This is a genomic window from Flammeovirgaceae bacterium, assembly GCA_015180985.1.
GTDB lineage: Bacteria > Bacteroidota > Bacteroidia > Cytophagales > Cyclobacteriaceae > UBA2336.
This window is the reverse complement of record CP054185.1, coordinates 431,061-454,934: the sequence shown is the minus strand read 5'-3', so window position 1 is coordinate 454,934 and position 23,874 is coordinate 431,061. Positions and strand designations below refer to the sequence as shown.

Below are 23,874 nucleotides of genomic sequence, written 5' to 3'. Positions count from 1 at the left end.
TAGGGTTGTTTAGTTTAAAAAATGTAAAACGTGTGATGAAGGTAATTAAAAATCTTCGTTCAACGAAAACTTCGGAGCAGTTTCTTTTTCCGAACTGCTCATTACCCCGGCTTTCTGGTACTCAGCTACCCGCTTTTCGAAGAAATTGGTTTTTCCGCGCAGCGAAATCATATCCATAAAGTCGAACGGATTGGTAGCACCATACACTTTTTTGCCAATCAGTTCATTGAGCAGGCGGTCGGCCACAAATTCAATGTACTGACGCATGAGTTCGGCATTCATGCCGATAAGGTTTACCGGCAGGGCATCGGTTACGAATTCTTTTTCAATTTCAACAGCATCTTTAATGATGTTGATTACGGTTTCTTCCGGAAGTTTGTTAATGACGTGCTTGGTATAAAGATGGCAGGCAAAATCGCAGTGCAGGCCCTCATCGCGCGAAATGAGTTCGTTGGAAAAACTCAAGCCGGGCATCAGACCGCGTTTTTTTAACCAAAAGATGGAGCAGAAAGACCCCGAAAAGAAAATTCCTTCAACGGCCGCAAAGGCAATGAGTCGCTCCTGGAAATTTCCGTTTGAAATCCACCGAAGGGCCCAGTCGGCCTTTTTCTTTACACAGGGGATGGTTTCGATTGCATGAAACAGCGAATCTTTTTCTTTCGGGTCTTTTACGTACGTGTCAATTAGTAAGGAATACGTTTCGGAGTGGATGTTTTCAATAGCAATCTGAAAGCCATAGAAAAACTTGGCTTCGGTGTATTGCACCTCCGAAACAAAATGTTCGGCCAGGTTTTCGTTTACAATACCATCGCTGGCGGCAAAAAAGGCCAGAACGTGTTTAATGAAGTGGCGTTCCCCGTCATTCATGTTTTCCCAGTCGGTCAGGTCCTGGCTCAGGTCAATTTCTTCGGCTGTCCAGAAACTGGCCTCAGCCTGTTTATAGAATTTCCAGATATCGTGGTGGCGGATGGGGAAAAGAACGAAACGGTCCTTGTTTTCAATTAAAATAGGCTCCTGTAGAGTAGTACTCATGGCAATGTGCGTTTAGGGTTGTTATTAATTTAAGGTGACAACAAGTTGCCCCGGGCAATGCACGGGAATTGAACTGGCTTCACCAGGTTAAAAAATGTCTCTGTTAATTAAATCCGACCGGAAGGTTTCCTTTCCGGCCCGGGTTTGCTTGAGTGCGTACAAATATTTGAAATGAGGCCAATAATTCAAAGGACTGGCATTTTTGGGAAATAGCGTTTTTCAACCCGATTTACGCTATTTCTATAATTATAAATGGTTGTGTTATAGCCGTTTGATTGGCCTTGGTTACGGAGGTATATAGGCAGTGAAAAAAAATGAAATATTTTTTAGGCCCTAAATTGAGTAGTTTTTAAGCCTATTCTTTAATTTCCTTGGCGTATAGGCTGAAATCTGTTGACTTTTTTTACCTTTGCAGTCCAATTTTTGAAACTATGTACGCAATTGTTGACGTAGCCGGCAAACAATACAAAGTGGCTAAAGACCAGTACATCTATGCGCCCAGGCTGGAAGGTGAGGCTGGTTCGGCAGTAACGTTTGATCAGGTTTTGCTGGTAGATAATAAGGGAAAAATTGAGGTAGGCGCCCCCACGGTAAAGGGTGTATCGGTTACCGGCAAGATTCTTGAGCACGTAAAAGGTGAAAAAGTTACTGTGTTTAAGAAAAAGCGCAGAAAGGGCTATGCCGTTAAAAACGGGCATCGCCAGCAGTTTACCAAGGTTTTAATTGAAAAAATAGGCTAAGATATATGGCACATAAAAAAGGAGAAGGTAAAGTAAAAAACGGCCGCGAGTCAGAAAGTAAACGGTTAGGCATTAAGGTTTTTGGCGGCCAAACGGTTGTAGCGGGCAATATTATTGTGCGTCAGCGTGGTACGAAGCACCATCCGGGCAAAAACGTAGGGATAGGCAAAGATCACACGCTTTTTGCACTCACAAACGGTGTGGTGGTGTTTAAAAAAGGTCGTGAAAACCGGTCATTTGTATCGGTTGAGCCCAAAGCTGAAGCCTGATAAACAGGTCAATTCCCTTATGATTTTAAAGGCCTCCGTGATTTCACGGGGGCCTTTTCTTTTGTAAAGACGTTATGATTTCAGTATAAAATTTTTCTGATTTTCAATTTATTAAAATGAGATTTTAAAATTTCAATAAAAGTCATTCAATCGAATTGAATTTTACCTTAATTTGAAACTTGTATTAACCTAAACCAATTTCTATGAAGAAGTTTTTACTACTAAGCTTCTCGTTGGTTCTTGCGCTCCAGGTTTGGGCACAAGAGCGAACGATAACCGGTAAGGTTACGTCAGCTGAAGACGGAACAGCCTTGCCCGGTGTTAACGTGGTTCTTAAAGGAACCAGTGTAGGAACAGTTACAGATTCGGAAGGAAATTACCGGTTAACGGGGGTTCCATCCAGCGGAGCTGTTCTGGTCTTTTCATTTATCGGTTTGCAAACGCAGGAGGTTGCAGTCGGTGAGCGATCCGTTGTTGATGTTTCGATGGCGGCTGATATTACCCAGCTTTCAGAGGTGGTGGTAACTGCACTTGGAGCTCAAACTGAGAAAAAAGCTCTTGGTTATGCCGTAACTTCAATTTCCGGTTCGTTGGTAGCTCAGAAAGCAGAGGCAGACATCGGCCGCCTGCTGATGGGTAAAATCCCCGGTGTTAATATTACACCGACTGGTGGTGTTTCCGGTAGCGGGGCAAGCATCGTTATTCGTGGGTATACTACTATATCCGGTAGCAACCAACCTTTATTCGTTGTTGATGGTGTTCCTTTTAACACCTCTACAAATACTCAGGGCACCTTTACCGGTGGCGGACTTGGAACTTCATCCCGTTTTTTGGATTTGGATCCTAACAACGTTGAAAACGTTTCTGTTTTGAAAGGTCTGGCTGCAGCGGTACTTTATGGTGAGCAGGGAAAAAATGGGGTAATTCTTATCACAACTAAAAATGGTTCAAAAAAGGCCAAACCTTTTTCTATTGATGTGAGTCAGTCGTTCTTTTTGAACAAGATTGCTTCAATCCCTACGTATCAGGATAACTATGGAAATGGTTTTGACCAGAACTTCGGCTTTTTCTTCAGCAACTGGGGACCGCGCTTTCCGGGTGCCGGTGGCACAGGGTTATTCGGTCCTGAATTTGTTCAACACCCTTACGACCGGTTTGCCGATCCAACCCTTCGGGCGCAGTTCCCTGAATTCCAGGGCGCTCAATATGAGTATAAGGCATATCCTGATCCCTCTAACTTTTTCCGCACCGGTACAATTTCCACTACCTCCCTTAACATCGGAGGTTCACGCGATAACCTGAGTTATAACGCCAACTTTTCATTTACCGATGAAGAGGGTTTTGTTCCAAACAATACATTATCAAAAATTAATGGCGGTGTTGGTATTAATGCCAACGTAACACCCAAATTCAACATTAATACCACAATGAACATTGCCAGAACGGAAATGATGACACCCCCCATAAGCACGGGTGGTGGCAGTGGACCCAGCGGCTCCGGTATTTCTGTTTTGGCTGATGTACTGTACACGCCACGCAGCGTTGACCTGATGGGACTTCCTTTTGAAGCGCCTGCTGATCACCGCAGTGTTTATTACCGTTCAGGTAATGATATTCAGAACCCACGCTGGACGACTAAATACTCCCGTCAAACCGATGAGGTTTCGCGATTTTATGGACAAACCTCCTTCACCTACAACATCACGGATGAATTCAGCGTGTTGTATCGTGTTGGATTGGACACCTACAATGAGTACCAGCAATACTGGAGCAATAAAGGCGGTGTTCAGGGAGTAATCTCCCAGCAAGGCGTTTATCAGTCGGTAAGCGGTAAGAACACCATTTGGAACCATGACTTTATCGCTAACTACAACACTAAATTATCTGAGGTTTTGTCATTGGGTATTGTAGCTGGCGCGCAGATTCGTCAGGACACCTATGAGCAGGACGGCATGGAAAGCCAGAACCAGGTTGTGTTTGGTTTGATTAATCACAACAACTTTATCAACCATGCGTCAACAACCTTCCAGGGATTTCAAATACAGTATCAGGAAGAGAACATACGCCAGGGTATTTATGGTGAAGCCACGCTGGGGTACAACGAATACCTGTACCTGAAGCTGGCGGCCAGAAATGACTGGTCATCTACACTGGAAAAAGCAAATCGTTCAATTTTTTATCCAAGTGCCAGTGTGTCGTTCCTGCCGGCTACCGCTTTTGGTATTGAATCAAACTTCCTGAACTATTGGAAAGTACGTGTAGGCTATGGAACTTCAGCAGGATTCCCTCCGCCATACAGTACACGTAACACATTGTTTTCTGATGCGCGTTCATTTGTTGATGTTAATGGAAACGTAATTACCGTTAATGCGGCAAGTTCACGATTAGGGAACCCCAACCTGAAGCCTGAACTTCAGAAGGAATTTGAGGTTGGTACAGAGGCGCAATTCTTCAACAAACGGGTTGGTGTTGACCTTACCCTTTACACCCGCGACACCGAAGATCTGATTACCGATGCTCCCCTTGACCCGGCTACCGGTTTTGGAGTAACCCGTATTAACATCGGCAGGCTGAATACAAAAGGTATTGAGTTAACGCTGGATGGTGTACCGGTTCAGATGGCAAACGGATTTACATGGGACGTGAAGTTAAACTGGTCACTGTATCGTAGTATTATTAAAGAGTTAGGTGGCGGACTTTCGCAAATTCAGGTTGATGGCTTTATCGATCCAGGCAACTACGCCATTGTAGGTAAACCGTTTAACGTTATCCAGGGAAGTCGGATTGAGCGTTTGAACGGACAACGGGTGGTTGACTCCAATGGCGACTGGCTCTTTAGCGATGATATTGGCATCATTGGAAACCCGAACCCGGATTGGGTATCCGCGTTAATTAATAATTTCTCGTGGAAAGGGTTTGTATTATCCGCTCAACTTGAATATCGCCATGGAGGTGATATTTACTCGGCTACTACCCGTACCATGTTGGCCCGGGGTATAACCAAAGACACTGATTTTGACCGTGATCAAACCATGATTCTTCCCGGTGTGCTCCAGGATGGAACACCCAATACCATTCAGACCTCGATTAGCACTGGCTTTTTTAACAACATCGGATTTGGACCTTCTGAAGTTTCCATATTTGATGGTACCACCATTCGCCTTCGTGAAGTGAGCCTGGGGTATACATTACCCAAGTCGCTACTTAGCAAAACCCCTGTAAAGGGAGCCACTATTACGTTCCTGGGTCAGAACCTGTGGTATCGTGCGGTAAACTTCCCGAAGTATGTAAACTTTGATACTGATGTATTGAGCACGGGTGTTAGCAACGGCCTGGGCCTTGAACTCATCACGGGTCCGTCATCCAGACGGTATGGTGTCAGCTTGCGAATCAATCTCTAATGGTTAAATCGTAAAACTTGTATTAAAATGAAACTGATTAAAAAAATATTGTTGTCAATGCTTCTGGTCGGTGCACTTTCATGCGACCTGAACAAGCTGGAAAATCCCAGCACGTTGACGCCCGGCCAGGCTGATCCGGATTTTATCCTGAATGGAATTCAGCTTGAATTTGCTGACTTCTTTTGGGAAGCCAGTGATTTCGGTATGCAGATGACGCGGTTGATCCATTTCTATGGGCCTACCTATGAAAACGGTTACAACGCCAGCAGTTTTGACGGGCTTTGGAGCGGTGCGTATTCAAGCATCCTTATAAACATTGTAAATACATTGCCTGTATTCGAAGAGAGGCAATTGTATTTCCATGCCGGTATGGCCCGGGTGATTCAGGCCTATACCATGATGACCCTGATTGATTATTTTGGTTCAGTGCCTTATTCACAGGCTTTTGATCCGGCCAATTTCAATCCCCCTCAAGACGACCAAGCCGCTATGTATGCCGAGGCTATATCCATATTGGATGATGCCATTGCCGACTTTACCCGAGACTTGGATGCTGATCCGGATAACAATTCGCTGGCGTTTCCGAAAAACGATCTCTATTATGGAGGTAACGGAACGCGTTGGCGCACCTTTGCAAAAACACTGAAGTTGAGAGCATATCTGCAAACCCGATTGGTGGATGCCAGCGCCAAAGCAAATATAGAAGCCTTGGTAACCGAGAATGATTTGATTGATGCAGGGTCGAATGCTGAAGACTTTAACTTCAGGTATTCTACCACAAATGCTAATCCGGATAGCCGGCATCCGTACTTTACCGGTGATTACCTGAATGGGGCCGGTTACTACCAAAGCAATTACCTGATGGATCAGATGTATAACGGAAAAAACTTTGTTGACCCGCGTATCCGCTATTACTTCTATCGTCAGGTATCGGCTACGACAACTGATGTAAATGAGTTGTTTTGCATTAACGTAAGTCCGCCACCGCACTATGCAGGCTTTCCCTTCTGTGCTGTAGGCGATGGCTATTGGGGTCGCGACTTTGGCGATTTCAGCGGTATTCCACCGGATAACTTTAAACGCACAGCTTTTGGCGTCTATCCGGCCGGAGGAAATTTTGACAACAGTTCGTTCACTGCAGTCAATCAAAACATGGGGCTTCGGGGCGCAGGTATTCTGCCAATTATGAATGCCGCATTTACCGAGTTTATGAAGGCCGAGGCCGCTCTAACACTTAATTCAGCTATTGTTGGAAACCCCCGGACACTTCTTGAAGCTGGTATCCGCAAATCAATTGATAAAGTGAAAGCAGTGGGCGCACCGGTTGCCGGGACCTCCCCGCTTATTCCTGGCACAACAGCCATTAACAACTACGTTAATGATGTGCTTGCCTTGTATGATGCTGCTGGTACTGATAACGAGCGGTTGCAGGTGATTATTAAAGAATACTGGATAGCGCTGTATGGAAACGGCATTGATGCATTCAACACGTACCGCAGAACAGGTAAACCGGCCGATCTGCAGCCCACACTACAACCCAATGGTGGTAATGCCTATCGCTCATTTACATACCCGAGTGTGTACGTGACGCGTAACAATACTGTAACGCAGAAGCCGAGCAATAAAGTACAGGTTTTCTGGGATACAAATCCTGAAAATTTTATTGACTAAAAGATACCGAATTATGAAATACATAAAATTCCTTTCGATAACGGCCCTGTTGCTTATTGCAACCGTAGCCTGTAAAGATGAGAGTAAGCTCCCGTTTGATTATGAAAAGCTGGAGTATGGCGCTTACGCCACTGTGATTGAAGTTCCTTCCGGTTCGTTTCTTGCTCAGGATGCTCCCGGGTATCCTCTGAACCCTGCGGTTTCGCGGTTTACTATTGTGCTTGAAGTGCGTGATGCTAAAAAAGGCGGGTTGCTTGAGGAGATGGAGTTCGCGGTAAAGTTCAAGGACAACAATGCCCCTATATTGGAACCGGCTGAGACTTCTGTAGCAACGGTTCCCGCTTCAGCTTTTACAAAGGATCCGGATACCGGTTATCCGCGGGCTACCATTACCATCGAATCGGCTACTATTCTTACCGCCCTGGGGCTGACAGCCACCGATGTAAATGGTGGCGATGTGTTTGAAATCAGGCATATCCTCAGGTTAAAAGATGGCCGTGAATTTACCAACACCAATACCAATGGTGTGGTTACAGGGGGTGCATTTTTCAATGCTCCCATGTTCAGTACGGTTTCGGTGCTTTGTCCTTCCGACCTGGAAGGCAATTACAATGCGGTAACTGACTGGGTTGATTATTACGGTGCACCGGATGTTAATGCCTACACGGTTAACCTTACTGCTGCGTCAGGTATTGGTCAGTATAACCTGGATGACTTAAGCGGGGGAATGGAGCCCATTATCTGGGGAAATCCGCCAGTACCGGCTGTATTTGAAGATGTTTGCGGCAAACTTAATCTTGTCTCAGCTCCGTATATTTACGGTTATCTTATGAACGGCCCTGCCAATACGTTTGGGAACGACTCAAACGTTAACCCAGGCACAGGCGTCATTACTATTTTCTGGGAGAATGTATTTGCCGAATATGGCCGTACAGTCTTGACTCCGATTTAATTTTTTGAATTAGCATAAAAGCCCTGGTGACTTGCATCAGGGCTTTTTTTTTAACTGTATGCCCAATCTTGTAAAATTATTCTGGAGGTTTTTATTGATCGGCTCGACTAGCTTCGGAGGATACATGGCCTTGATTGCCATGGTTCGCAACAGGTTTGTAACCAAGGAGAAACTTATTGATGACGCAGCAATTACTGAAGGTATTGCTATCGCTTCTGTATTGCCGGGACCGGTTGCGGTAAATGTGGTTGCCTATACCGGCTATGTATTGGCAGGTGTGGCGGGGGCAATAGTGTCGGTTATAGCTGTTTTGATTCCGTCATTTTTTCTGATTACCGCATTTGCTGTTTTATATTTTAACTATGGCGAAATAGTTAGTGCCAATGCTGTTTTAAAAGGAGTTATACCGGTTATTGTTGCTTTATTATTAGCTGTGGCGGTAACCATGGGCTTAAACAACATCAGGAAAATTTCTGAGTGGGTTATAGTGGCATTGGCCGCATCCGTTTTTCTTCTCTTCCCAGGCTATGGCAGTATTGTTGGCCTTTTCTTGCTGGGCGCTTTCAAAGGCATAGTTTTGACTAACAAAAAATCATCAGTTACAGAGCAGCAAGCGTCTTCCGTACGGTTTAGCCATGTTTTGATTATTGTATTTGTTTTCCTGATGGGCCTACTTGTATACAGTGTCGTGCTCTATTTCTTTCCGGAAGACAGTGGTGTTCGTCTGTTCTCAATATTTAGTTCAGTCAGCCTTACACTTTTCGGAGGGGGGTATGTTATGGTTCCGATTCTTAAGAGTATTCTTGTTGATAAAACCCAATGGTTTACACTGACCGAATTTCTGGCGGGTATCTCTGCGGGGCAGATTACACCGGGGCCTATACTGATTAGTGCGGCCTTCTTTGGCTACAAAATAAAGGGAGTAACCGGTGCCGTTATCGCCACAATAGCCATTTTTCTTCCCTCTTCACTCCTGATGATTTTGGTTTCAAAATTTTTTAGTCGGTACAAATCAAACCGGTTTGTTCAGGCTGCACTTGCCGGTATTAAGCCGGTTGTTGTTGGTCTTATTCTGGCAGCCGCATTTTCAGTTCTTGGTAATTACTGGCCGGGTGCAAACCCATTTGCAACGATTATCATTCTTGTAGTTTCTTTTTTATTAATTTTTCGGTTTAAGATAAATCCTGTTATTCTTGTGGCAATTTCAGGCTTAGCAGGCTACCTATTTTACTCGCAGTGATTAATTCAGTATCCTTATCAGCCATTCAATTTGTAGGTACTCAACGGTCAGGCTCAAACCTGCTGCGGGTAATGCTTAACCAATTGCCTGAAATATCGGCCCCTCATCCTCCGCATATACTTAAAACATTTTTTCCATTACTCGAACTATACGGAGATTTAGCCGAGGAGAAGAATTTCCGTTTGCTGGTAGCCGATGTTTGTAAATGGGTAAACAGAAATCCGGTACCCTGGCAGGATATTGTGTTTGATACAGAAACTGTGTTTCGGGCGTGTAAACAGCGGAATCTTGTAGAAATTTTCAGAAGAATTTATGAAATGAAAGCCCGCAAAGAGGGCGCCAGATACTGGTGCTGCAAAAGCATGGAGAGTGTTTATTATACAGACGAAATAGAAAATGCGGGCATTCACCCCTATTATATTTTTATTTATCGCGATGGCCGCGATGTAGCATTGTCTTTTTTAAAGGCAATTGTAGGCCCCAAGCATGTGTATCATCTTGCCCGGAAATGGAAAACAGAACAGGAACTTTCATTAAAATTGAAAGGTCAGGTGCCGGACGCACGATTTATTGAGGTTCAATATGAGGAATTACTGGCGCATCCCCGTGAGGTTTTGGAGGGTATATGTAACAAACTTCAACTGAAATTTGATGAAGCCATGATGGATTATTTCCATTCAGAAGAATCGCTTAATACAGCCAGCTCCGGTGAGATGTGGAAAAATGTGGTTAAGCCAATCTTACGTAACAACCATCATAAATATTTGCGCGAGCTCACCCTGACACAAATCGGTATTTTTGAAGGCGTGGCCCATGAGATGCTGACCCGGCTGGGGTACCCGTTGTTTACGGATGCAAGTAGCTTTCGGTTAAGCGAGGAAGATGTGGAATTGTATAATCAGGAAAATGCCAGGGGAATTCAGGAAGCTTTACGCAAAGCCGATCCGACAGATGTATTAAAACGTGAACCGCAGGAAAGTCTTCTAAAGGAAATAAAAAACCGCATTATCCGATGAGAGTACATTTTATATTGCTGATGCTGGCGCTGATTGCATGGGCATGTCAGTCGTCCTGGTACTCTGAACCTGAAATTACCTTTTTAAATGGTAATGTTTTACTTCCGCAAATCCGGTTCAGTACTACCGATAGTGTTTCGGTTTGTATCGAATATTGGCCGGTGCACAACACGCGCTTAAAACACGCATCAAAGGCCAGTTTGGGTAAGTATCATGAAGTAATCCTTGTTAATCTTAAGCCCAATACACAGTATGCGTACCACCTGGTTAATGAAAGGGGCCAGACCACTTCGGAGGAGTATACTTTTACAACCGATTCGGTGCCGGGGCATATTGTGCGCGTAAAAAAAGATATTATTGATACCACACTCTTTAACGGGTATATCCTGATTCGCAGGTTTTTTAAACAGGGGGCCGATGTGCTGCTTAACCAAAATGGTGATATTGTATGGTACCATGAATATGATACAGCCGTTCGCAGGGCATTTTCGTGGACTAACAATAACACCATTTTATCCATTTATGATTCGGCCAGGATTATGGAAACCGATTTACTTGGTAATGTGATTCTTGATCTTGATTTGGAAAAATTGGGATTGCCGTATAAAGTGCATCACGAGGTATTCTATGATCCTGCCGGAAACATCGTTACGATCACGCATGATTCTGCCCGTTATGATTTGCGAAAGTTCGGTGGAGAGAGAGAACAGTACCTTACTGCCGATGGTATTTTGGTGTTATCAAGAACGGGTAAAATAATCTGGAAATGGAACCTGCTGCAGGTTGAGGATCCTTTACAATTTAAAGGCAAAATTAATTTACATGAAAATTGGGGTCATGCAAATTCTATAGCGCTGGATGCGGATGGGAATTACCTTATCTCCTTCAGAGATTTTAACCAGGTTTGGAAAATCGATAAAAATACAGGTGAAGTGATATGGAAATTTGGTGAAGGAGGAACTCTTAGGCCTTCTGATCCACAATACAATTTTATACGCCAGCACAGTATTCATTTCAACCCGCGGGGCGAGTTAATGATGTTTGATAATGGCGAATTAAAGGCCCGGCCAAATTCAAGGGTGTTGTCCTTTCAAATTAATGAACGCGAACACACAGTGACCCCGGCTATTTATATAGAGTTGCCACGGGCCCTGTCATCCTACAGGATGTGCAGTGCCGAAATGATTGGTGAAGGAAGATACCTGGTGTGTACTACCCGGAAAGATGCAACAGTAACCGTTGTTAATGATTCAGGCCAAATTTTGTGGAAGATAACAGCCGATAACGCTTCTTATAGGGCTTATTTTATTAAGAACCCGTTTAAGAATTATATTCAAGCGGCTACTCGCTCCTTAGCGACCTTACCGGATTAGCAATGGCAGCCTTTATCGATTGGTAACTCACGGTAACCCAGGCAATAGCAACAGCTATGAATCCGGCCAATAGAAAAGTTCCGACATCAAGGTTTATCCGATAAGCAAATCCATTTAACCAGTTGTTCATGAGGTACCACGAAAGCGGCACCGCAATCACGAAGGCAATTAAAATAAGTTTTGTAAAGTCTTTCGAAAGAAGAAACACCACACTCCCAACAGAGGCCCCCATAACTTTCCTTACACCAATTTCTTTGGTGCGCAAGCTGGCTGTATAGGCGGCCAATCCAAACAAACCCACACACGCAATGCAAATAGCCAGTGCTGAAAAGGTTGCAAATACGGCACCTGCCCGTTGCTCGGTTTCATAATTTGCATTCAGGTTTTGATCAAGGAAAGAATATTTCATGGGTTGGCCTGGTACCATTTCTTTCCATAACCCTTCAATTTTTTCAACACCACGTTGAATGCCATTCCCTTTGATCCGGATGTAGGCATACCCGATTGCCGGACCAAACGTTTCAGTACTTTGAATGGTCAGCGGTGTTATGGGGTCACGAAGCGATTGAAAATTGAAATCTTTGATTACCCCTATAATAGTGAAGGTAACGGTTTGTGTTCCGTTCGGGCCGCGTTGTATCTGGTTAAGTGTTTGGCCTACCGGATCTACCAATCCCATTGTTTTTACGGCTGTTTCGTTGAGTATGATGGACAGCGAATCACTCGTTTCCTTTGAATATCCTTTGCCGTCAACAAATTCAAACCCGATCGTTTCTGCCAGTTCATCGTCAATCACCATGCTTTTTGTGGTAAGAATTTCTGAGGAGCCCTTTCCTATAAATTGAGCCCCGAAAAAATCACCCTGGCGACCCAGCATCGCAAAGGAGCCGCCTGCTTTTTCAACCTCGGGCAGTTTCCGAACCTCCTCTAAAAAGGTCTTTGTTTTATCCTGAAGTACAAAAGCCCGCTCAATTAATAATATCTGTTCTTTATCAAAACCAAGCGACTTGTTCTGCATAAACTTCATTTGGCGTGAAATAATCAACGTTCCGGCAATAAGTGAAATAGAAATAATGAACTGAAAAACCACAAGCCCGCTGCGCAGCCACGAACCATTGGCACTTCCGGTAAAATTGCCCTTCATTACGGCTACCGGGTTAAACCCCGAAAGTACAAAGGCAGGGTAGCTGCCGGCCAGGAAACCCACACCCAGTATTAACAAAGCAAGGCTTAGAATAATAAGTGGTGTAATTTGAAGACTCAGGCTTTTCTGTGCAAGTAAATTGAATCCGGGTAATGCCAGTTGTACCCATAATAAAGCCAGTAGTGTTGCAATAAAGCAAATGAGTATTGACTCAATTAGAAATTGGAAGATGAGTTGGTTTTTCATAGAACCCATGGTTTTACGAACACCTACTTCGCGTGCCCGCTCGGCTGAACGTGCCGTGGCAAGGTTCATGAAGTTGATACTGGCTATAACCACAATCAGTACAGCAATGCCAATTAGGAAATACACGTAATTGATGTTTCCTCCGGGCTGCATTTTCGCTTCGATGTTGGTTGGATCCAGGTGAATGGATGGGAGTGGTTGTAAGAAATAACGATACCCATTGCCTTCTTTTTTGTAATCCTCCCACGATTTTCCCAGGTCCGATTCAATCTGGGCGGAAGCATACGTATCGACCATTTTCGGGAATTTTGCTTCCAACTCAATCGGGTTTGTTCCCGGTTTCAGCACCAGGTAAACATGCGCTGAAAATGTGATGAAATTGACTCTTCTGTCACCGAAGAATTGTTCGTTCCATTTGGTGAGGAAATCAAACTTCATGTGCGAATTGTGAGGTACATCTTCACAGATTCCGGTTACCTTGAAATCGTTGTTGAAAAATTTAAGTGTTTTGCCAATAGGATCTTCCGTTCCGAAATAACGTTTGGCAGCAGATTCGGTAAGTACAATATCGTTAACTGTGGTAAAAATTGAATTAACGTTTCCTTGCAGTAGTTTGATATTAAACACATTAAAGAAATTGGAGTCTGCTGCCATGATGTAATCTTCTTCGAACTGAATTTTTTCATCACCCTTTTCGTAGGTTACCACAACATCATTAAACGGACCCCCCATACGCACAACGGATTCAACCTCAGGAAAGTCCTCGGGTATTACTTCAGCATAGGAGTGAGGAATAATGGCGTAATATGTTGAGTGATTAGGGTACTTTCGTTCGAGGGCTATTTTGTAAATGCGGTCCGCATACGGGTGAAAGGTATCGTATGAAAACTCCGAGGTTACAAACAGCGTAATCAACAGGCAACTGGCAATTCCTACGGATAAGCCAAAAATATTAATGAAGGAATAGACACGCTGCTTGATGAGGCTGCGAAATGCAACTTTTAAATAGTTTTTTAACATGATCGGCCGGTTAACAAACCAATCCAAGTCAATACTCATGCCTCTTTAAGCAGTGATTTAAACACCGTAATCAGGTTGATTCCAGCGGGCTGTATTCTACTGATTGTTCGATTAAGGGAAAAATTGTCCGCAGGCGGACGGAAACAGATTTAGTCCTTAAGCATTTTCAACAGGGTCGTTAACCGGTTTTTAAGATTCCTCCGGTCAACAATAAAATCCAGAAAGCCGTGTTCCAAAACAAATTCAGCACTCTGAAATCCCTTTGGTAAATCCTTACCAATGGTTTCGCGGATAACGCGCGGACCGGCAAAGCCTATAAGTGCTCCGGGTTCTGCAATGTTGAAATCGCCAAGCATGGCGTAAGAAGCCGTAACGCCACCTGTGGTCGGGTCGGTCATCAAGGAGATGTATGGTATCCCTGCTTCATCCAGTTGAGCTATTTTGGCCGATGTCTTGGCCATTTGCATCAGCGAAAGCCCGGCCTCCATCATGCGGGCACCGCCCGAGCGTGAAATCATGAGGAAGGGTATTTTGTTTTTCAGGGAATAATCCATGGCGCGGGCAATTTTTTCGCCCACCACCGAGCCCATGGAGCCGCCAATAAAACTGAAATCCATACAACCGATAACAATATCGAGCCCGTTCATCTTGCCATACGCGGTGCGCACGGCATCTTTCAGTTCGGTTTTTTCCTGGGTTTCTTTAATGCGCTTCGGGTAGGGCTTGGTGTCTTTGAATTTCAACGGGTCGGCCGACTCCATGTTAGGGTCAAGCTCGGTGAACTCGTTATTGTCGAACAGGATTTCAAAATACTCTTTTGAGCCGATGCGAACATGGTAATCTTCTTCCGGCACCACGTAGGCATTGTTCTTCAGTTCGCGGGTGTGGATTATTTTTCCACCGGGCGATTTGAACCATAACCCATCGGGAACTTCGCGCTTGGCTTCGGTGGGTGTGAGAATGCCTTTATCGGTACGGTTAAACCACGACATGTCTTTATCAGTTTAAATGGAATAGACTACCGCCATACAGCTTAAGCCAGGTCAATACTTTTGTCGAGATAGACATCTTGTATAGCATTTAATATCTCAACACCTTCCTTCATTGGTCGTTGAAAGGCTTTTCGTCCGGAAATCAGGCCCATACCGCCTGCCCGTTTGTTGATAACAGCCGTGCGCACGGCATCGGCCAGATCGCTTGTACCTTTTGATTCACCGCCCGAATTGATCAACCCGGCCCGGCCCATATAGCAGTTGGCTACCTGGTAACGGCACAGGTCAATCGGGTGGTCGGAGGTAAGTTGTGTGTAAATGCGTTCGTCAAGTTTGCCGTAGCTGCTGCCCCCGGTATTGAGCGCTTTGTAGCCTCCGTTGTTTTCGGCCAGCTTTTGTTTGATGATATCAGCCTGAATGGTTACGCCAAGGTGGTTGGCCTGGCCGGTTAAATCGGCCGAAACATGATAGTCTTTTCCGCCTTGTTTAAAGGCGTTGTTGCGGATGTAGCACCACAATATGGTGGCCATGCCCAGTTCATGGGCACGTTCAAAGGCGGCTGCCACTTCCTGAATCTGTCGGGTAGAATTATCCGACCCGAAATAGATGGTTGCACCCACAGCAACCGCGCCTAAGTTCCAGGCTTCTTCCACCGAACCGAACATAATCTGATCAAACTTATTCGGATAGGTGAGCAGTTCGTTATGATTGATCTTTACAATGAAAGGAATGCGGTGGGCATATTTTCTCGACATCAAAGCCAACACACCATACGTAGTCGCTACGGCATTGCATCCGCCTTCAATGGCAAGTTTTACAATATTTTCGGGGTCGAAGTAGATCGGGTTTTTGGCAAATGACGCCCCCGCACTGTGCTCAATGCCCTGATCAATAGGCAAGATTGACAGATAACCCGTACCGCCTAAACGGCCGTTGTCAAACAAAGTTTGCAGACTGCGTAAGGTTTGTGGGTTACGGTTGGATTGCGCGAACACCCGCTCGACAAAATCAGGCCCCGGGGCATGTATCTGGTTGGTTGAAATAGTTTTGCTTTTGTGGCTGAGAAGGTATTTGGCGTCCTTCCCGAGAATCTTCGAAATGTTAATTTTTGCCATAAATTTCAACTGTGGGGCAACAAAGTTATCAATAATTTAATAGGATGCTAACCTTGAAAAACTGCCCCAAGCCAATAAAAAAGCCACTTTTCAGTGGCTCATTATACCTTCGCAAAAGCAATTCAGACTTTTTCTTTAATCCTGGCAGACTTACCCTGGCGGCCCTTCATGTAGTAAAGTTTTGCCCTGCGTACGCTGCCTTCTTTTACCACCTCAATTTTATCAATACTGGGTGAGGTAATGGGGAAAATACGCTCTACACCTACGCCATTGGAAACCTTGCGCACGGTAAAGGTCTCGCCATTGGTGCCGTAGCCCCTGCGCTGGATAACAACACCCTGGAACTGCTGTACTCGTTCTTTGTTACCTTCTTTGATTTTAACGTGTACGTTAATCGTGTCGCCAGCCTTAAAATCAGGCATTTTTTCGCGAACGGAGGCAAATTCCTGCTCTACAACTTTGATTAAATCGGCCATATAAAGCATGTTTTTCAAAAATGGACTGCAAATGTATGGAAACAACCTGAAATTAGGAAACCTGGGTGATGCTTTGATTTAATGTGTATAAAATCATCTATTTTTGTGTATGACGAAGCAAAAGATGGTGCGGATAAATGTCGACATCGATGATGAGCTTATGGAAACAGGCATGCGGATGAGTGGTGCGAAAACAAAAAAGGACCTTGTAAACACAGCCTTACGCTATTACCGCGACCTGCTGCTCCGTCAAAAATCGGGTGAACGGACTAAAAGGAGAAAAGATGCGTACTAACATTGAGGTTGAAAAGGAATTGTTGGTACAGATTGAAAAACTGGCTCAAACCCGCTCGCAACGGCAAGCCATTGAAGAGGCAATTGCTGAGCTGATAAAATACCTTAAACGAAAAGAGATGAGCCAACTCTTTGGCAAAGTAGTATGGGAAGGAGATTTAACAGCTATGCGAGCGGATTGATTCCCGGTTATGCAAAGGATACTCGTTGACACCACCGTTTGGGTAGATTATTTTAATGGCAAAAGCACGGAGCAGGTTAAAAGATTGGTTGAGTTCATGGAGCGGGATGAGACAATCTGCCTGTCGCCCACGATACTTCAGGAAATTTTGCAAGGAATTAAGAGTGATAAGCAGTACGAACGCATTTACGAGTTGCTATTCGGATACACCATTCTGATTTCAGATCCGCTTAAGTCGGCTATAGAGGCCGCTCAACTGTACAGGAACCTGCGAAAGAAAGGAGTTACTATTCGCAAAAGCAGCGATTGCCTGATTGCCTGGTATGCCATTTCGCATAATGTAATGCTGTTGCACAACGATAAGGATTTTGAGGTAATGGCCACCCACACATCGCTACAACTAATATAACGATCCGGATAGACCAGGTCTTCTTTTCTTTGTTCGATCAACAGCCTGGGCATGTCGCCACTCTTCAATTCTGGCGTGATCCCCCGATAATAAAATATCAGGCACTTTCCAGCCTTTGTAGTCGGCCGGCCGGGTATACACCGGGGGTGCCACCAGCCCGTCCTGGAAGGAATCACTTAGGGCTGAGGTTTCATCGTTTAACACACCGGGCAGTAAACGGATAACCGCATCAGCCACCACGGCTGCCGCCAACTCGCCTCCCGATAGCACATAGTTGCCGATACTGATTTCGCGGGTAATCAGATGCTCCCGAACGCGTTCATCCACGCCTTTGTAATGACCGCACAAAAGAATGAGGTTTTTCTTCAGGCTCAGCTCATTGGCAACGGGTTGCGTAAACAACTCGCCATCCGGGCTCATGTAAATTACTTCATCATACTGGCGCTTCGATTTCAGGTCAGTAATGCACCGGTCAATAGGTTCAATCATCAGCACCATGCCGGCCCCTCCGCCAAAGGCGTAGTCATCAACCGATTGGTGTTTGTCGGTGGCGTAATCGCGAAGATCAATAATATCAATAGTAACCAGATTTTTTTGTTGCGCCCGTTTAAGAATAGAATCATTTAAGGGGCTTTCGAGCAGGCGAGGAAGACAGGTGATGATGGAGAGGTGCATGAGTCAAATATCCAAAAAACCATCGGGAAGGCTGACGGTTATTTTTCGTTTTGATTTGCTAATGTTGGTAATAAACGGCCCGGTTACCGGAATCATCAGTTCTTTTGAAGCATGATTAACAATTAAAAACCGGGTTTGGCCGGTTTGTTCTACCGTCAGTACTTTTCCGAGTATGCCTGTAGTCGCATCTTCTACAACAAAGTCAATTATCTCATCATTATAAAAATCCCCGCGCTGGAGTTTCGGACGCTCGGTTTTCTGAAGGTACAAGCTATGCTTTTGCAGTTTTTTAGCTTCATCGAATGAAGAAACATCCTCAAGTTTTATAAATGCCTTATCGCCTTTTAACGAGATACTTTCAATGAAGTAAGGAATGTGTTGCCCTTTAATGTCAATAAAAATTGTTTGAAGATTTTTCCAATCAGCAGGTGAGTCTATATCAAGCGAAACGGTTACCTCGCCTTTAAGGCCATGTGGTTTCATAATAAACCCCACTTTGTAGAAATCTTTCGCTTTCATAAAAAAAGCCCCCGCTCCTACTAAAGGAGAGGGGGTTGAAGAGATTGAGGTTTGTTACCTCACCTAAATTTTTACGGTAAGGTATTAACCTTCAGTAGCAGTGTCTGTGGTTTGCGCTTCGCCTTCGGCAGGGGTAGATTCCGTTGCGGTAGCAGCCGCTGCTTCGGCCTTCTTACGAATAGCCTCAGCACGTGCTTCCTTGATTTTAGCCTCAGCTTCCTTACGTGCCTGGGCCTGCGCTTTCTTCGTATCAACAACCCGTTCGCGCTTGGCCTGGATCTTAGCTTCTTTAGCCTGTTTCCACTCAGCCAGTCTGCGGTCGGCTTCTTCTTGTGAAAAGGCGCCTTTAATAACGCCAATCTGCAGGTGCTTGCGCAGCATAACGCCCCGGTAGGAGAGCATCGCTTTAACGGTTTCCGAGGGCTGTGCCCCGTTCATAAGCCATTGAAAGGCTTTTTCCTCATCCAGTTCAATGGAGGCCGGAACTGTTAAAGGGTTATACGTACCAATTTTCTCAATAAAGCGACCATCACGTGGTGCCCTGGCATCGGCAATGACAACATCAAAGCGGGCCAGTTTTTTGCGGCCTCTGCGGGCCAATCTGATTTTAACTGCCATTTTTTACTTGTTTTTGGATCTCGTCCGGTTAATAAAGGCTGCAAATATAGGCCTTTTTTCAGTTATGCCAACCCGTATCCCCGAAAGGGCCTAAAGCATTTTTATGAATAAATAATTGCTCAAACGAGTATTCAATTTTTAATTGCTGATTGGGTTCGATACATTTGATACCCCATCCAAATCCTGCAACTATGGATAAGTATTCTTATATCTCCAATGCTGATGTCAGCTACCTTGACCAGCTCTACCAGAATTATAAATCCGATCCCACTTCAGTCGACCTCACCTGGCAGAAATTTTTTGAAGGATATGAATTTTCAATCCAACGGTATGGTGAAAACGGTGGTGCTGTTGCGGGCACCGACACGCATTCGATAAAAGAAACCCAGGTACGGAACCTGATTTTTGCCTATCGATCATTTGCGCACCTGGCTTCTAAAACCAACCCGGTGCGGGAGCGAAGGAATCACAATGTTCACTTCGACCTGAAGTTTTTTGGATTGTCGGATGCTGATCTGGATACCGAGTTTGATGTGGCCGCTGAAATCGGCATGAAGCGCACCACGTTGCGGAACATTGTTGAAAAGCTCAAAAAGGTTTATCTCGGCACCATCGGGTTTGAATACAACTACATCCGCAACGATGATATTCGCCAATGGTTTTTCAATAAGTGCGAAACGGAGTACTACAATCATAATCCTGATCTGGAAGAGAAGAAACGCATTCTTGGTAAACTGAATGAAGCAGTTGTATTTGAAAATTTTTTACACACCAAGTTTTTGGGGCAGAAGCGCTTTTCGCTGGAAGGAGGAGAGAACACCATTCCCGGTTTGCAGGCCATTATCAATAAGGCAGCCGAACTGGATGTAAAGGAGGTTGTGATAGGCATGGCGCACCGCGGTCGGTTGAATGTGCTGGCCAATATTCTGGGTAAAACCTACGAACAAATTTTTACCGAGTTCGAAGGGCAGGTTAATCCCGATGCCACCATGGGCGATGGGGATGTGAAATATCACCTGGGTTATGCCAGCCGTATTGATACGCCTTCGGGCAAGAAGATTTATGTTAAACTAACACCCAACCCATCGCACCTTGAGGCGGTTGATCCGCTGGTGGTTGGCTATACCCGCGGCCAGATTGATGACGAATACAATGGCAACCTGAAGCAGGCTATGGCCATCCTCATTCATGGCGATGCGGCTATTGCCGGCCAGGGCATAGTTTATGAAGTGGTGCAGATGTCCGGCTTACCGGGATATACTACAGGCGGCACCATTCACTTTGTTATCAACAACCAGGTAGGCTTTACAACCGACTATGATGATGCCCGCACAGCGATTTATTGTACCGATGTGGCGAAAATTATTGACGCACCCGTGTTGCATGTAAATGGTGATGATGCCGAGGCTGTAACCTTTGCCGCCAACCTGGCAGTGGAATACCGACAGCGGTTTGGTAAAGATATTTTTATTGATATGCTCTGCTACCGCAGGCACGGGCATAACGAAAGCGATGAGCCGAAGTTTACGCAGCCAAAATTGTACAGCCTGATTGCCAAACATCCCAACCCGCGCGAAGTGTATGTAAAGAAACTCGCCAGCAGCGGTGTGGATGCGGCACTGGCCGATGAGATGGATAAAAACTTCCGTAACCAGTTGCAGGATCGGCTTAATGAGGTAAAGCAAAAATCGCTGCCTTATAAATTTCAGGAGCGCGAGGAGGAGTGGCAAACTATGCGCAAAGCGGTTGCCGAAGATTTTGATAAGTCACCGAACACGGCCATCTCCCAGGCAGTTATCGATAAGGTCGGCAAAGCGCTTACCACCATTCCGGAGGGCTTTAAACCGATAAAGCAGATTGAAAAACTGCTGAAAGATAGAAAAGATGCTTTTTTCGAAACCAAGGCCCTGGGGTGGGCCGAAGCTGAATTGCTGGCTTTTGGTTCGCTGCTCACCGAAAAGTATATCGTGCGCATGTCAGGCCAGGATGTAAAGCGCGGCACGTTCTCCCATCGGCATGCCTATTTCTGGGATGTAAATACCAACGAATCGTATTGTGGGCTGAACCACATCAGTGCCGACCAGGCCAGGTTGCACATGTACAATTCATTACTCTCAGAATTTGGCGTAATGGGCTTTGAATATGGCTATGCATTGGCTACACCACATGCGTTGGTAATATGGGAAGCCCAGTTTGGCGATTTTGTAAACGGAGCACAAGTAATTATCGACCAGTTTATTACCAGTGCCGAATCGAAATGGCAGCGGCAAAACGGATTGGTGCTTTTGTTGCCGCATGGCTATGAAGGGCAGGGACCGGAGCACTCCAGCGCCCGGCCGGAACGTTTTCTGCAGCAGGCCTCTGAATTGAACATGGTGGTGGCCAACATGACTTCGGCAGCGAATTATTTTCATTTGTTACGCAGGCAGATGAAGTGGGAATTCCGTAAACCCTGCGTGGTATTCTCGCCCAAATCGTTATTGCGCCATCCGGGTGTTGTGTCACCTTTGAAGGAGTTTACTACCGGATCGTTTGTCGAGGTATTTGATGATCCTAACGCAAATCCAAAAGATGTGAAGCGGGTTGTACTTTGCACCGGCAAGTTGTTCTTTGAATTGCAGGAATATCAACAGAAAAAGAAAATCAAAGACACGGCTATCATCCGCCTGGAGCAACTGTATCCGTTCCCGAAACACCAGCTTCAGACGGTGCTGAAGAGATACAAAAATGTAGAGATGATCTGGGCACAGGAGGAGCCGTACAACATGGGTTATTGGGCGTATATCCACCGGTTTATGCCCGATGAAAAGTGGAAAGTGGTTGCCCGGAAGTCGAGTGCCTCGCCTGCAACGGGTTACTCTAAACTTCATAAAACCGAGCAGGAGAAGATCATCACACAGGCATTTGAAATCTAAAAATCTTCAATCAACCAATCTAAAATTAAACTATGGCTATTCAGGTAAAAGTGCCTACCGTAGGCGAGTCTATCACTGAAGTGACCGTTGCCAACTGGACTAAGAAAGATGGCGATGTGGTGCAGATGGATGAAGTAATTGCCGAACTGGAATCGGACAAAGCAACCTTTGAGTTAACTGCCCCGGCAGCCGGAGTGCTTCGCATAAAAAAGCAGCAAGGTGAAAGCGTGCCGATTGGTGAATTGATTTGTGAGATTGAAGAATCGGCAGGTAAACCAGTTGCAAAGGAAAATAAACCGGTAGCGAAGAATCCTGAAGCTGCCACAAAAGCAACGGGCGCTGTTAAAGAAATGAAAGTACCCGCGGTTGGCGAATCAATTACCGAGGTTACCATCTCAACCTGGCTGAAAAAGGATGGTGATTACATTCAACTTGATGAAGTAATTGCCGAAGTGGAGTCCGATAAAGCCACGTTTGAATTACCTGCCGAAGCTAACGGTATTTTACGAATCGTTGCTAAAGAAAAAGAAACACTGCCCATTGGTGGGTTGATTTGCAAAATCGAAGTGATGGAAGGCGCACCTGTCACCTCAGCAGCTACACCTGCTTCTGCAGCCACAACGGTTTCATCAGGAGATAAATCGTATGCTGCCGGTCATCCTTCACCCGCAGCCGGAAAAATCCTCGATGAGAAAGGCATACCCGCCAGCCAGGTAGCCGGTACCGGTGTGGGAGGTCGCATTACCAAAGAAGATGCCCTGAAAGCCCAGCCATCGGCTAAGGCTGAACCGGCCAAACAGCCGGCAGCGTCTTCAGGCCCACCGGTTATTGCCGGTGGAGGATCGCGTAATCAGCGCAGAGAAAAAATGACTTCGCTGCGCAAAACCATTGCGCGCAGGCTCGTGGCTGTAAAAAATGAAACGGCCATGCTCACCACCTTTAACGAAGTGGATATGAAGCCTATTATGGATATGCGCGCGAAGTACAAGGACAAATTCAAGGAGAAATATGGCGTAGGCCTGGGCTTCATGTCGTTCTTTACCAAGGCGGTTTGCCAGGCGCTGAAGGAGTGGCCTGCGGTGAATGCCCAGATAGATGGCGATGAAATTGTGTACCATGATTATTGCGACATTTCTATAGCCGTTTCAACACCACGCGGCCTGGTGGTGCCGGTTATCCGCAATGCCGAGTCGTTATCGTTCGACCAGATTGAAGCAGAAATTGCCAGGCTGGCTGCAAAAGGCAGGGAAGGAAAGCTATCCATTGAAGAAATGACCGGAGGCACATTTTCCATAACCAACGGAGGTGTGTTTGGGTCCATGCTGTCAACGCCCATTATTAATCCGCCACAGTCGGCTATTTTGGGTATGCACAATATTGTGGAGCGGCCGGTTGTTAAAAACGGTCAGATTGTAATCACTCCGGTCATGTACGTAGCCATGTCGTATGACCATCGCATTATTGACGGGCGCGAATCAGTAAGTTTTCTGGTTCGGGTAAAAGAGATGCTGGAAGACCCGGGAAGGTTAGTGTTGGGGGTTTAGCCCTCATCCCCTGCCTTCTTTTACCTCAGGGA

21 protein-coding genes are annotated in these 23,874 nt (G+C 45.4%); 13 read left to right on the top strand and 8 right to left on the bottom strand.

The genetic code is table 11. From position 1 onward, the window contains the following. Window positions 1–45 precede the first annotated feature (45 nt). The gene (locus HRU69_02195; GenBank protein QOI96360.1) at window positions 46–1,032 is read right to left on the bottom strand and encodes a ribonucleotide-diphosphate reductase subunit beta; all 987 of its coding nucleotides are present in this window, start codon (window positions 1,030–1,032) and stop codon (window positions 46–48) included. Window positions 1,033–1,463: 431 nt separating this feature from the next. On the opposite strand from HRU69_02195, the gene rplU reads away from it, so the two are divergent. The 8 genes from rplU (at window position 1,464) to HRU69_02155 (ending at window position 11,694) form a co-directional block, all read left to right on the top strand. After that, complete coding sequence (rplU, locus tag HRU69_02190; protein QOI96359.1) at window positions 1,464–1,772, top strand: 50S ribosomal protein L21; 309 nt, start codon at window positions 1,464–1,466, stop codon at window positions 1,770–1,772. Between the two features lie 5 nt (window positions 1,773–1,777). Further along, window positions 1,778–2,041 carry a 50S ribosomal protein L27 gene (gene rpmA, locus HRU69_02185; protein ID QOI96358.1) on the top strand — a complete coding sequence of 88 codons (264 nt, stop codon included), beginning with the start codon at window positions 1,778–1,780 and terminating at the stop codon, window positions 2,039–2,041. A 203-nt stretch (window positions 2,042–2,244) separates the two neighbouring features. Continuing rightward, window positions 2,245–5,442, top strand: coding sequence for a SusC/RagA family TonB-linked outer membrane protein (locus HRU69_02180; protein ID QOI96357.1), 3,198 nt, complete (start codon window positions 2,245–2,247; stop codon window positions 5,440–5,442). 27 nt (window positions 5,443–5,469) lie between these two features. Then, complete coding sequence (locus HRU69_02175; protein QOI96356.1) at window positions 5,470–7,113, top strand: SusD/RagB family nutrient-binding outer membrane lipoprotein; 1,644 nt, start codon at window positions 5,470–5,472, stop codon at window positions 7,111–7,113. A gap of 13 nt (window positions 7,114–7,126) precedes the next feature. Further along, window positions 7,127–8,065, top strand: coding sequence for a hypothetical protein (locus HRU69_02170; protein QOI96355.1), 939 nt, complete (start codon window positions 7,127–7,129; stop codon window positions 8,063–8,065). A 58-nt stretch (window positions 8,066–8,123) separates the two neighbouring features. After that, entirely contained in the window at window positions 8,124–9,305 is a 1,182-nt protein-coding gene (gene chrA, locus HRU69_02165; protein ID QOI96354.1) for a chromate efflux transporter, read from the top strand. Beyond that, entirely contained in the window at window positions 9,302–10,321 is a 1,020-nt protein-coding gene (locus tag HRU69_02160) for a sulfotransferase (GenBank protein ID QOI96353.1), read from the top strand. The genes chrA and HRU69_02160 overlap by 4 nt, the downstream gene beginning before the upstream one ends. After that, complete coding sequence (locus tag HRU69_02155; protein QOI96352.1) at window positions 10,318–11,694, top strand: aryl-sulfate sulfotransferase; 1,377 nt, start codon at window positions 10,318–10,320, stop codon at window positions 11,692–11,694. Before HRU69_02160 ends, HRU69_02155 begins: the two co-directional genes overlap by 4 nt. Here HRU69_02155 and HRU69_02150 read toward each other — a convergent pair. From HRU69_02150 to rplS, 4 genes are all read right to left on the bottom strand, one after another. Further along, complete coding sequence (locus tag HRU69_02150; GenBank protein ID QOI96351.1) at window positions 11,663–14,104, bottom strand: ABC transporter permease; 2,442 nt, start codon at window positions 14,102–14,104, stop codon at window positions 11,663–11,665. The two genes, HRU69_02155 and HRU69_02150, sit on opposite strands and share 32 nt — an antisense overlap. A gap of 149 nt (window positions 14,105–14,253) precedes the next feature. Beyond that, the gene (locus HRU69_02145; GenBank protein QOI96350.1) at window positions 14,254–15,096 is read right to left on the bottom strand and encodes an acetyl-CoA carboxylase carboxyltransferase subunit beta; all 843 of its coding nucleotides are present in this window, start codon (window positions 15,094–15,096) and stop codon (window positions 14,254–14,256) included. A gap of 41 nt (window positions 15,097–15,137) precedes the next feature. Continuing rightward, window positions 15,138–16,211: a class I fructose-bisphosphate aldolase gene (locus HRU69_02140; protein ID QOI96349.1), complete on the bottom strand. Its 1,074-nt coding sequence runs from the start codon at window positions 16,209–16,211 to the stop codon at window positions 15,138–15,140. A 122-nt stretch (window positions 16,212–16,333) separates the two neighbouring features. Further along, the gene (rplS, locus tag HRU69_02135) at window positions 16,334–16,687 is read right to left on the bottom strand and encodes a 50S ribosomal protein L19 (protein ID QOI96348.1); all 354 of its coding nucleotides are present in this window, start codon (window positions 16,685–16,687) and stop codon (window positions 16,334–16,336) included. A gap of 109 nt (window positions 16,688–16,796) precedes the next feature. Between rplS and HRU69_02130 the strand changes: the two genes are divergently transcribed. The 3 genes from HRU69_02130 to HRU69_02120 are packed head-to-tail and all read left to right on the top strand — an operon-like array spanning window position 16,797 to window position 17,571. Continuing rightward, window positions 16,797–16,982 (top strand): type II toxin-antitoxin system VapB family antitoxin, encoded by a 186-nt coding sequence (locus tag HRU69_02130; protein ID QOI96347.1) that lies wholly within the window; start codon window positions 16,797–16,799, stop codon window positions 16,980–16,982. Beyond that, on the top strand, window positions 16,972–17,163 hold the full coding sequence (locus HRU69_02125) for a type II toxin-antitoxin system VapB family antitoxin (protein QOI96346.1): 192 nt from the start codon (window positions 16,972–16,974) through the stop codon (window positions 17,161–17,163). Before HRU69_02130 ends, HRU69_02125 begins: the two co-directional genes overlap by 11 nt. Window positions 17,164–17,172: 9 nt before the next feature. Continuing rightward, window positions 17,173–17,571: a PIN domain nuclease gene (locus HRU69_02120; GenBank protein ID QOI96345.1), complete on the top strand. Its 399-nt coding sequence runs from the start codon at window positions 17,173–17,175 to the stop codon at window positions 17,569–17,571. On the opposite strand, the gene trmD is transcribed toward HRU69_02120, so the two are convergent. From trmD to HRU69_02105, 3 genes are all read right to left on the bottom strand, one after another. Next, a complete protein-coding gene (trmD, locus tag HRU69_02115; protein ID QOI96344.1) occupies window positions 17,563–18,246 on the bottom strand; it encodes a tRNA (guanosine(37)-N1)-methyltransferase TrmD in 684 nt (227 codons plus the stop codon). The two genes, HRU69_02120 and trmD, sit on opposite strands and share 9 nt — an antisense overlap. 3 nt (window positions 18,247–18,249) lie before the next feature. Continuing rightward, window positions 18,250–18,765 carry a 16S rRNA processing protein RimM gene (gene rimM / locus HRU69_02110; GenBank protein ID QOI96343.1) on the bottom strand — a complete coding sequence of 172 codons (516 nt, stop codon included), beginning with the start codon at window positions 18,763–18,765 and terminating at the stop codon, window positions 18,250–18,252. A gap of 84 nt (window positions 18,766–18,849) precedes the next feature. Beyond that, window positions 18,850–19,383, bottom strand: a complete 534-nt coding sequence (locus HRU69_02105) for a 30S ribosomal protein S16 (GenBank protein ID QOI96342.1) — start codon at window positions 19,381–19,383, stop codon at window positions 18,850–18,852. A gap of 191 nt (window positions 19,384–19,574) precedes the next feature. On the opposite strand from HRU69_02105, the gene HRU69_02100 reads away from it, so the two are divergent. Then, a complete protein-coding gene (locus tag HRU69_02100) occupies window positions 19,575–22,298 on the top strand; it encodes a 2-oxoglutarate dehydrogenase E1 component (GenBank protein QOI96341.1) in 2,724 nt (907 codons plus the stop codon). A gap of 32 nt (window positions 22,299–22,330) precedes the next feature. Further along, window positions 22,331–23,842 carry a 2-oxoglutarate dehydrogenase complex dihydrolipoyllysine-residue succinyltransferase gene (odhB, locus tag HRU69_02095; GenBank protein ID QOI96340.1) on the top strand — a complete coding sequence of 504 codons (1,512 nt, stop codon included), beginning with the start codon at window positions 22,331–22,333 and terminating at the stop codon, window positions 23,840–23,842. Window positions 23,843–23,874 lie beyond the last annotated feature (32 nt).

Excerpts from the sequence above, each read along its gene's own strand:
- HRU69_02125 (QOI96346.1), top strand. The coding sequence starts at position 16,972 with ATGCGTACTAACATTGAGGTTGAAAAGGAATTGTTGGTACAGATTGAA.
- HRU69_02100 (QOI96341.1), top strand. The coding sequence starts at position 19,575 with ATGGATAAGTATTCTTATATCTCCAATGCTGATGTCAGCTACCTTGAC.
- HRU69_02120 (QOI96345.1), top strand. The coding sequence starts at position 17,173 with ATGCAAAGGATACTCGTTGACACCACCGTTTGGGTAGATTATTTTAAT.
- rplS (QOI96348.1), bottom strand. The coding sequence starts at position 16,687 with ATGGCCGATTTAATCAAAGTTGTAGAGCAGGAATTTGCCTCCGTTCGC.
- HRU69_02130 (QOI96347.1), top strand. The coding sequence starts at position 16,797 with ATGACGAAGCAAAAGATGGTGCGGATAAATGTCGACATCGATGATGAG.
- HRU69_02145 (QOI96350.1), bottom strand. The coding sequence starts at position 15,096 with ATGTCGTGGTTTAACCGTACCGATAAAGGCATTCTCACACCCACCGAA.
- HRU69_02140 (QOI96349.1), bottom strand. The coding sequence starts at position 16,211 with ATGGCAAAAATTAACATTTCGAAGATTCTCGGGAAGGACGCCAAATAC.
- HRU69_02195 (QOI96360.1), bottom strand. The coding sequence starts at position 1,032 with ATGAGTACTACTCTACAGGAGCCTATTTTAATTGAAAACAAGGACCGT.
- rimM (QOI96343.1), bottom strand. The coding sequence starts at position 18,765 with ATGAAAGCGAAAGATTTCTACAAAGTGGGGTTTATTATGAAACCACAT.
- rplU (QOI96359.1), top strand. The coding sequence starts at position 1,464 with ATGTACGCAATTGTTGACGTAGCCGGCAAACAATACAAAGTGGCTAAA.
- chrA (QOI96354.1), top strand. The coding sequence starts at position 8,124 with ATGCCCAATCTTGTAAAATTATTCTGGAGGTTTTTATTGATCGGCTCG.
- HRU69_02180 (QOI96357.1), top strand. The coding sequence starts at position 2,245 with ATGAAGAAGTTTTTACTACTAAGCTTCTCGTTGGTTCTTGCGCTCCAG.
- HRU69_02150 (QOI96351.1), bottom strand. The coding sequence starts at position 14,104 with ATGTTAAAAAACTATTTAAAAGTTGCATTTCGCAGCCTCATCAAGCAG.
- odhB (QOI96340.1), top strand. The coding sequence starts at position 22,331 with ATGGCTATTCAGGTAAAAGTGCCTACCGTAGGCGAGTCTATCACTGAA.
- HRU69_02175 (QOI96356.1), top strand. The coding sequence starts at position 5,470 with ATGAAACTGATTAAAAAAATATTGTTGTCAATGCTTCTGGTCGGTGCA.
- trmD (QOI96344.1), bottom strand. The coding sequence starts at position 18,246 with ATGCACCTCTCCATCATCACCTGTCTTCCTCGCCTGCTCGAAAGCCCC.
- HRU69_02155 (QOI96352.1), top strand. The coding sequence starts at position 10,318 with ATGAGAGTACATTTTATATTGCTGATGCTGGCGCTGATTGCATGGGCA.
- rpmA (QOI96358.1), top strand. The coding sequence starts at position 1,778 with ATGGCACATAAAAAAGGAGAAGGTAAAGTAAAAAACGGCCGCGAGTCA.
- HRU69_02105 (QOI96342.1), bottom strand. The coding sequence starts at position 19,383 with ATGGCAGTTAAAATCAGATTGGCCCGCAGAGGCCGCAAAAAACTGGCC.
- HRU69_02170 (QOI96355.1), top strand. The coding sequence starts at position 7,127 with ATGAAATACATAAAATTCCTTTCGATAACGGCCCTGTTGCTTATTGCA.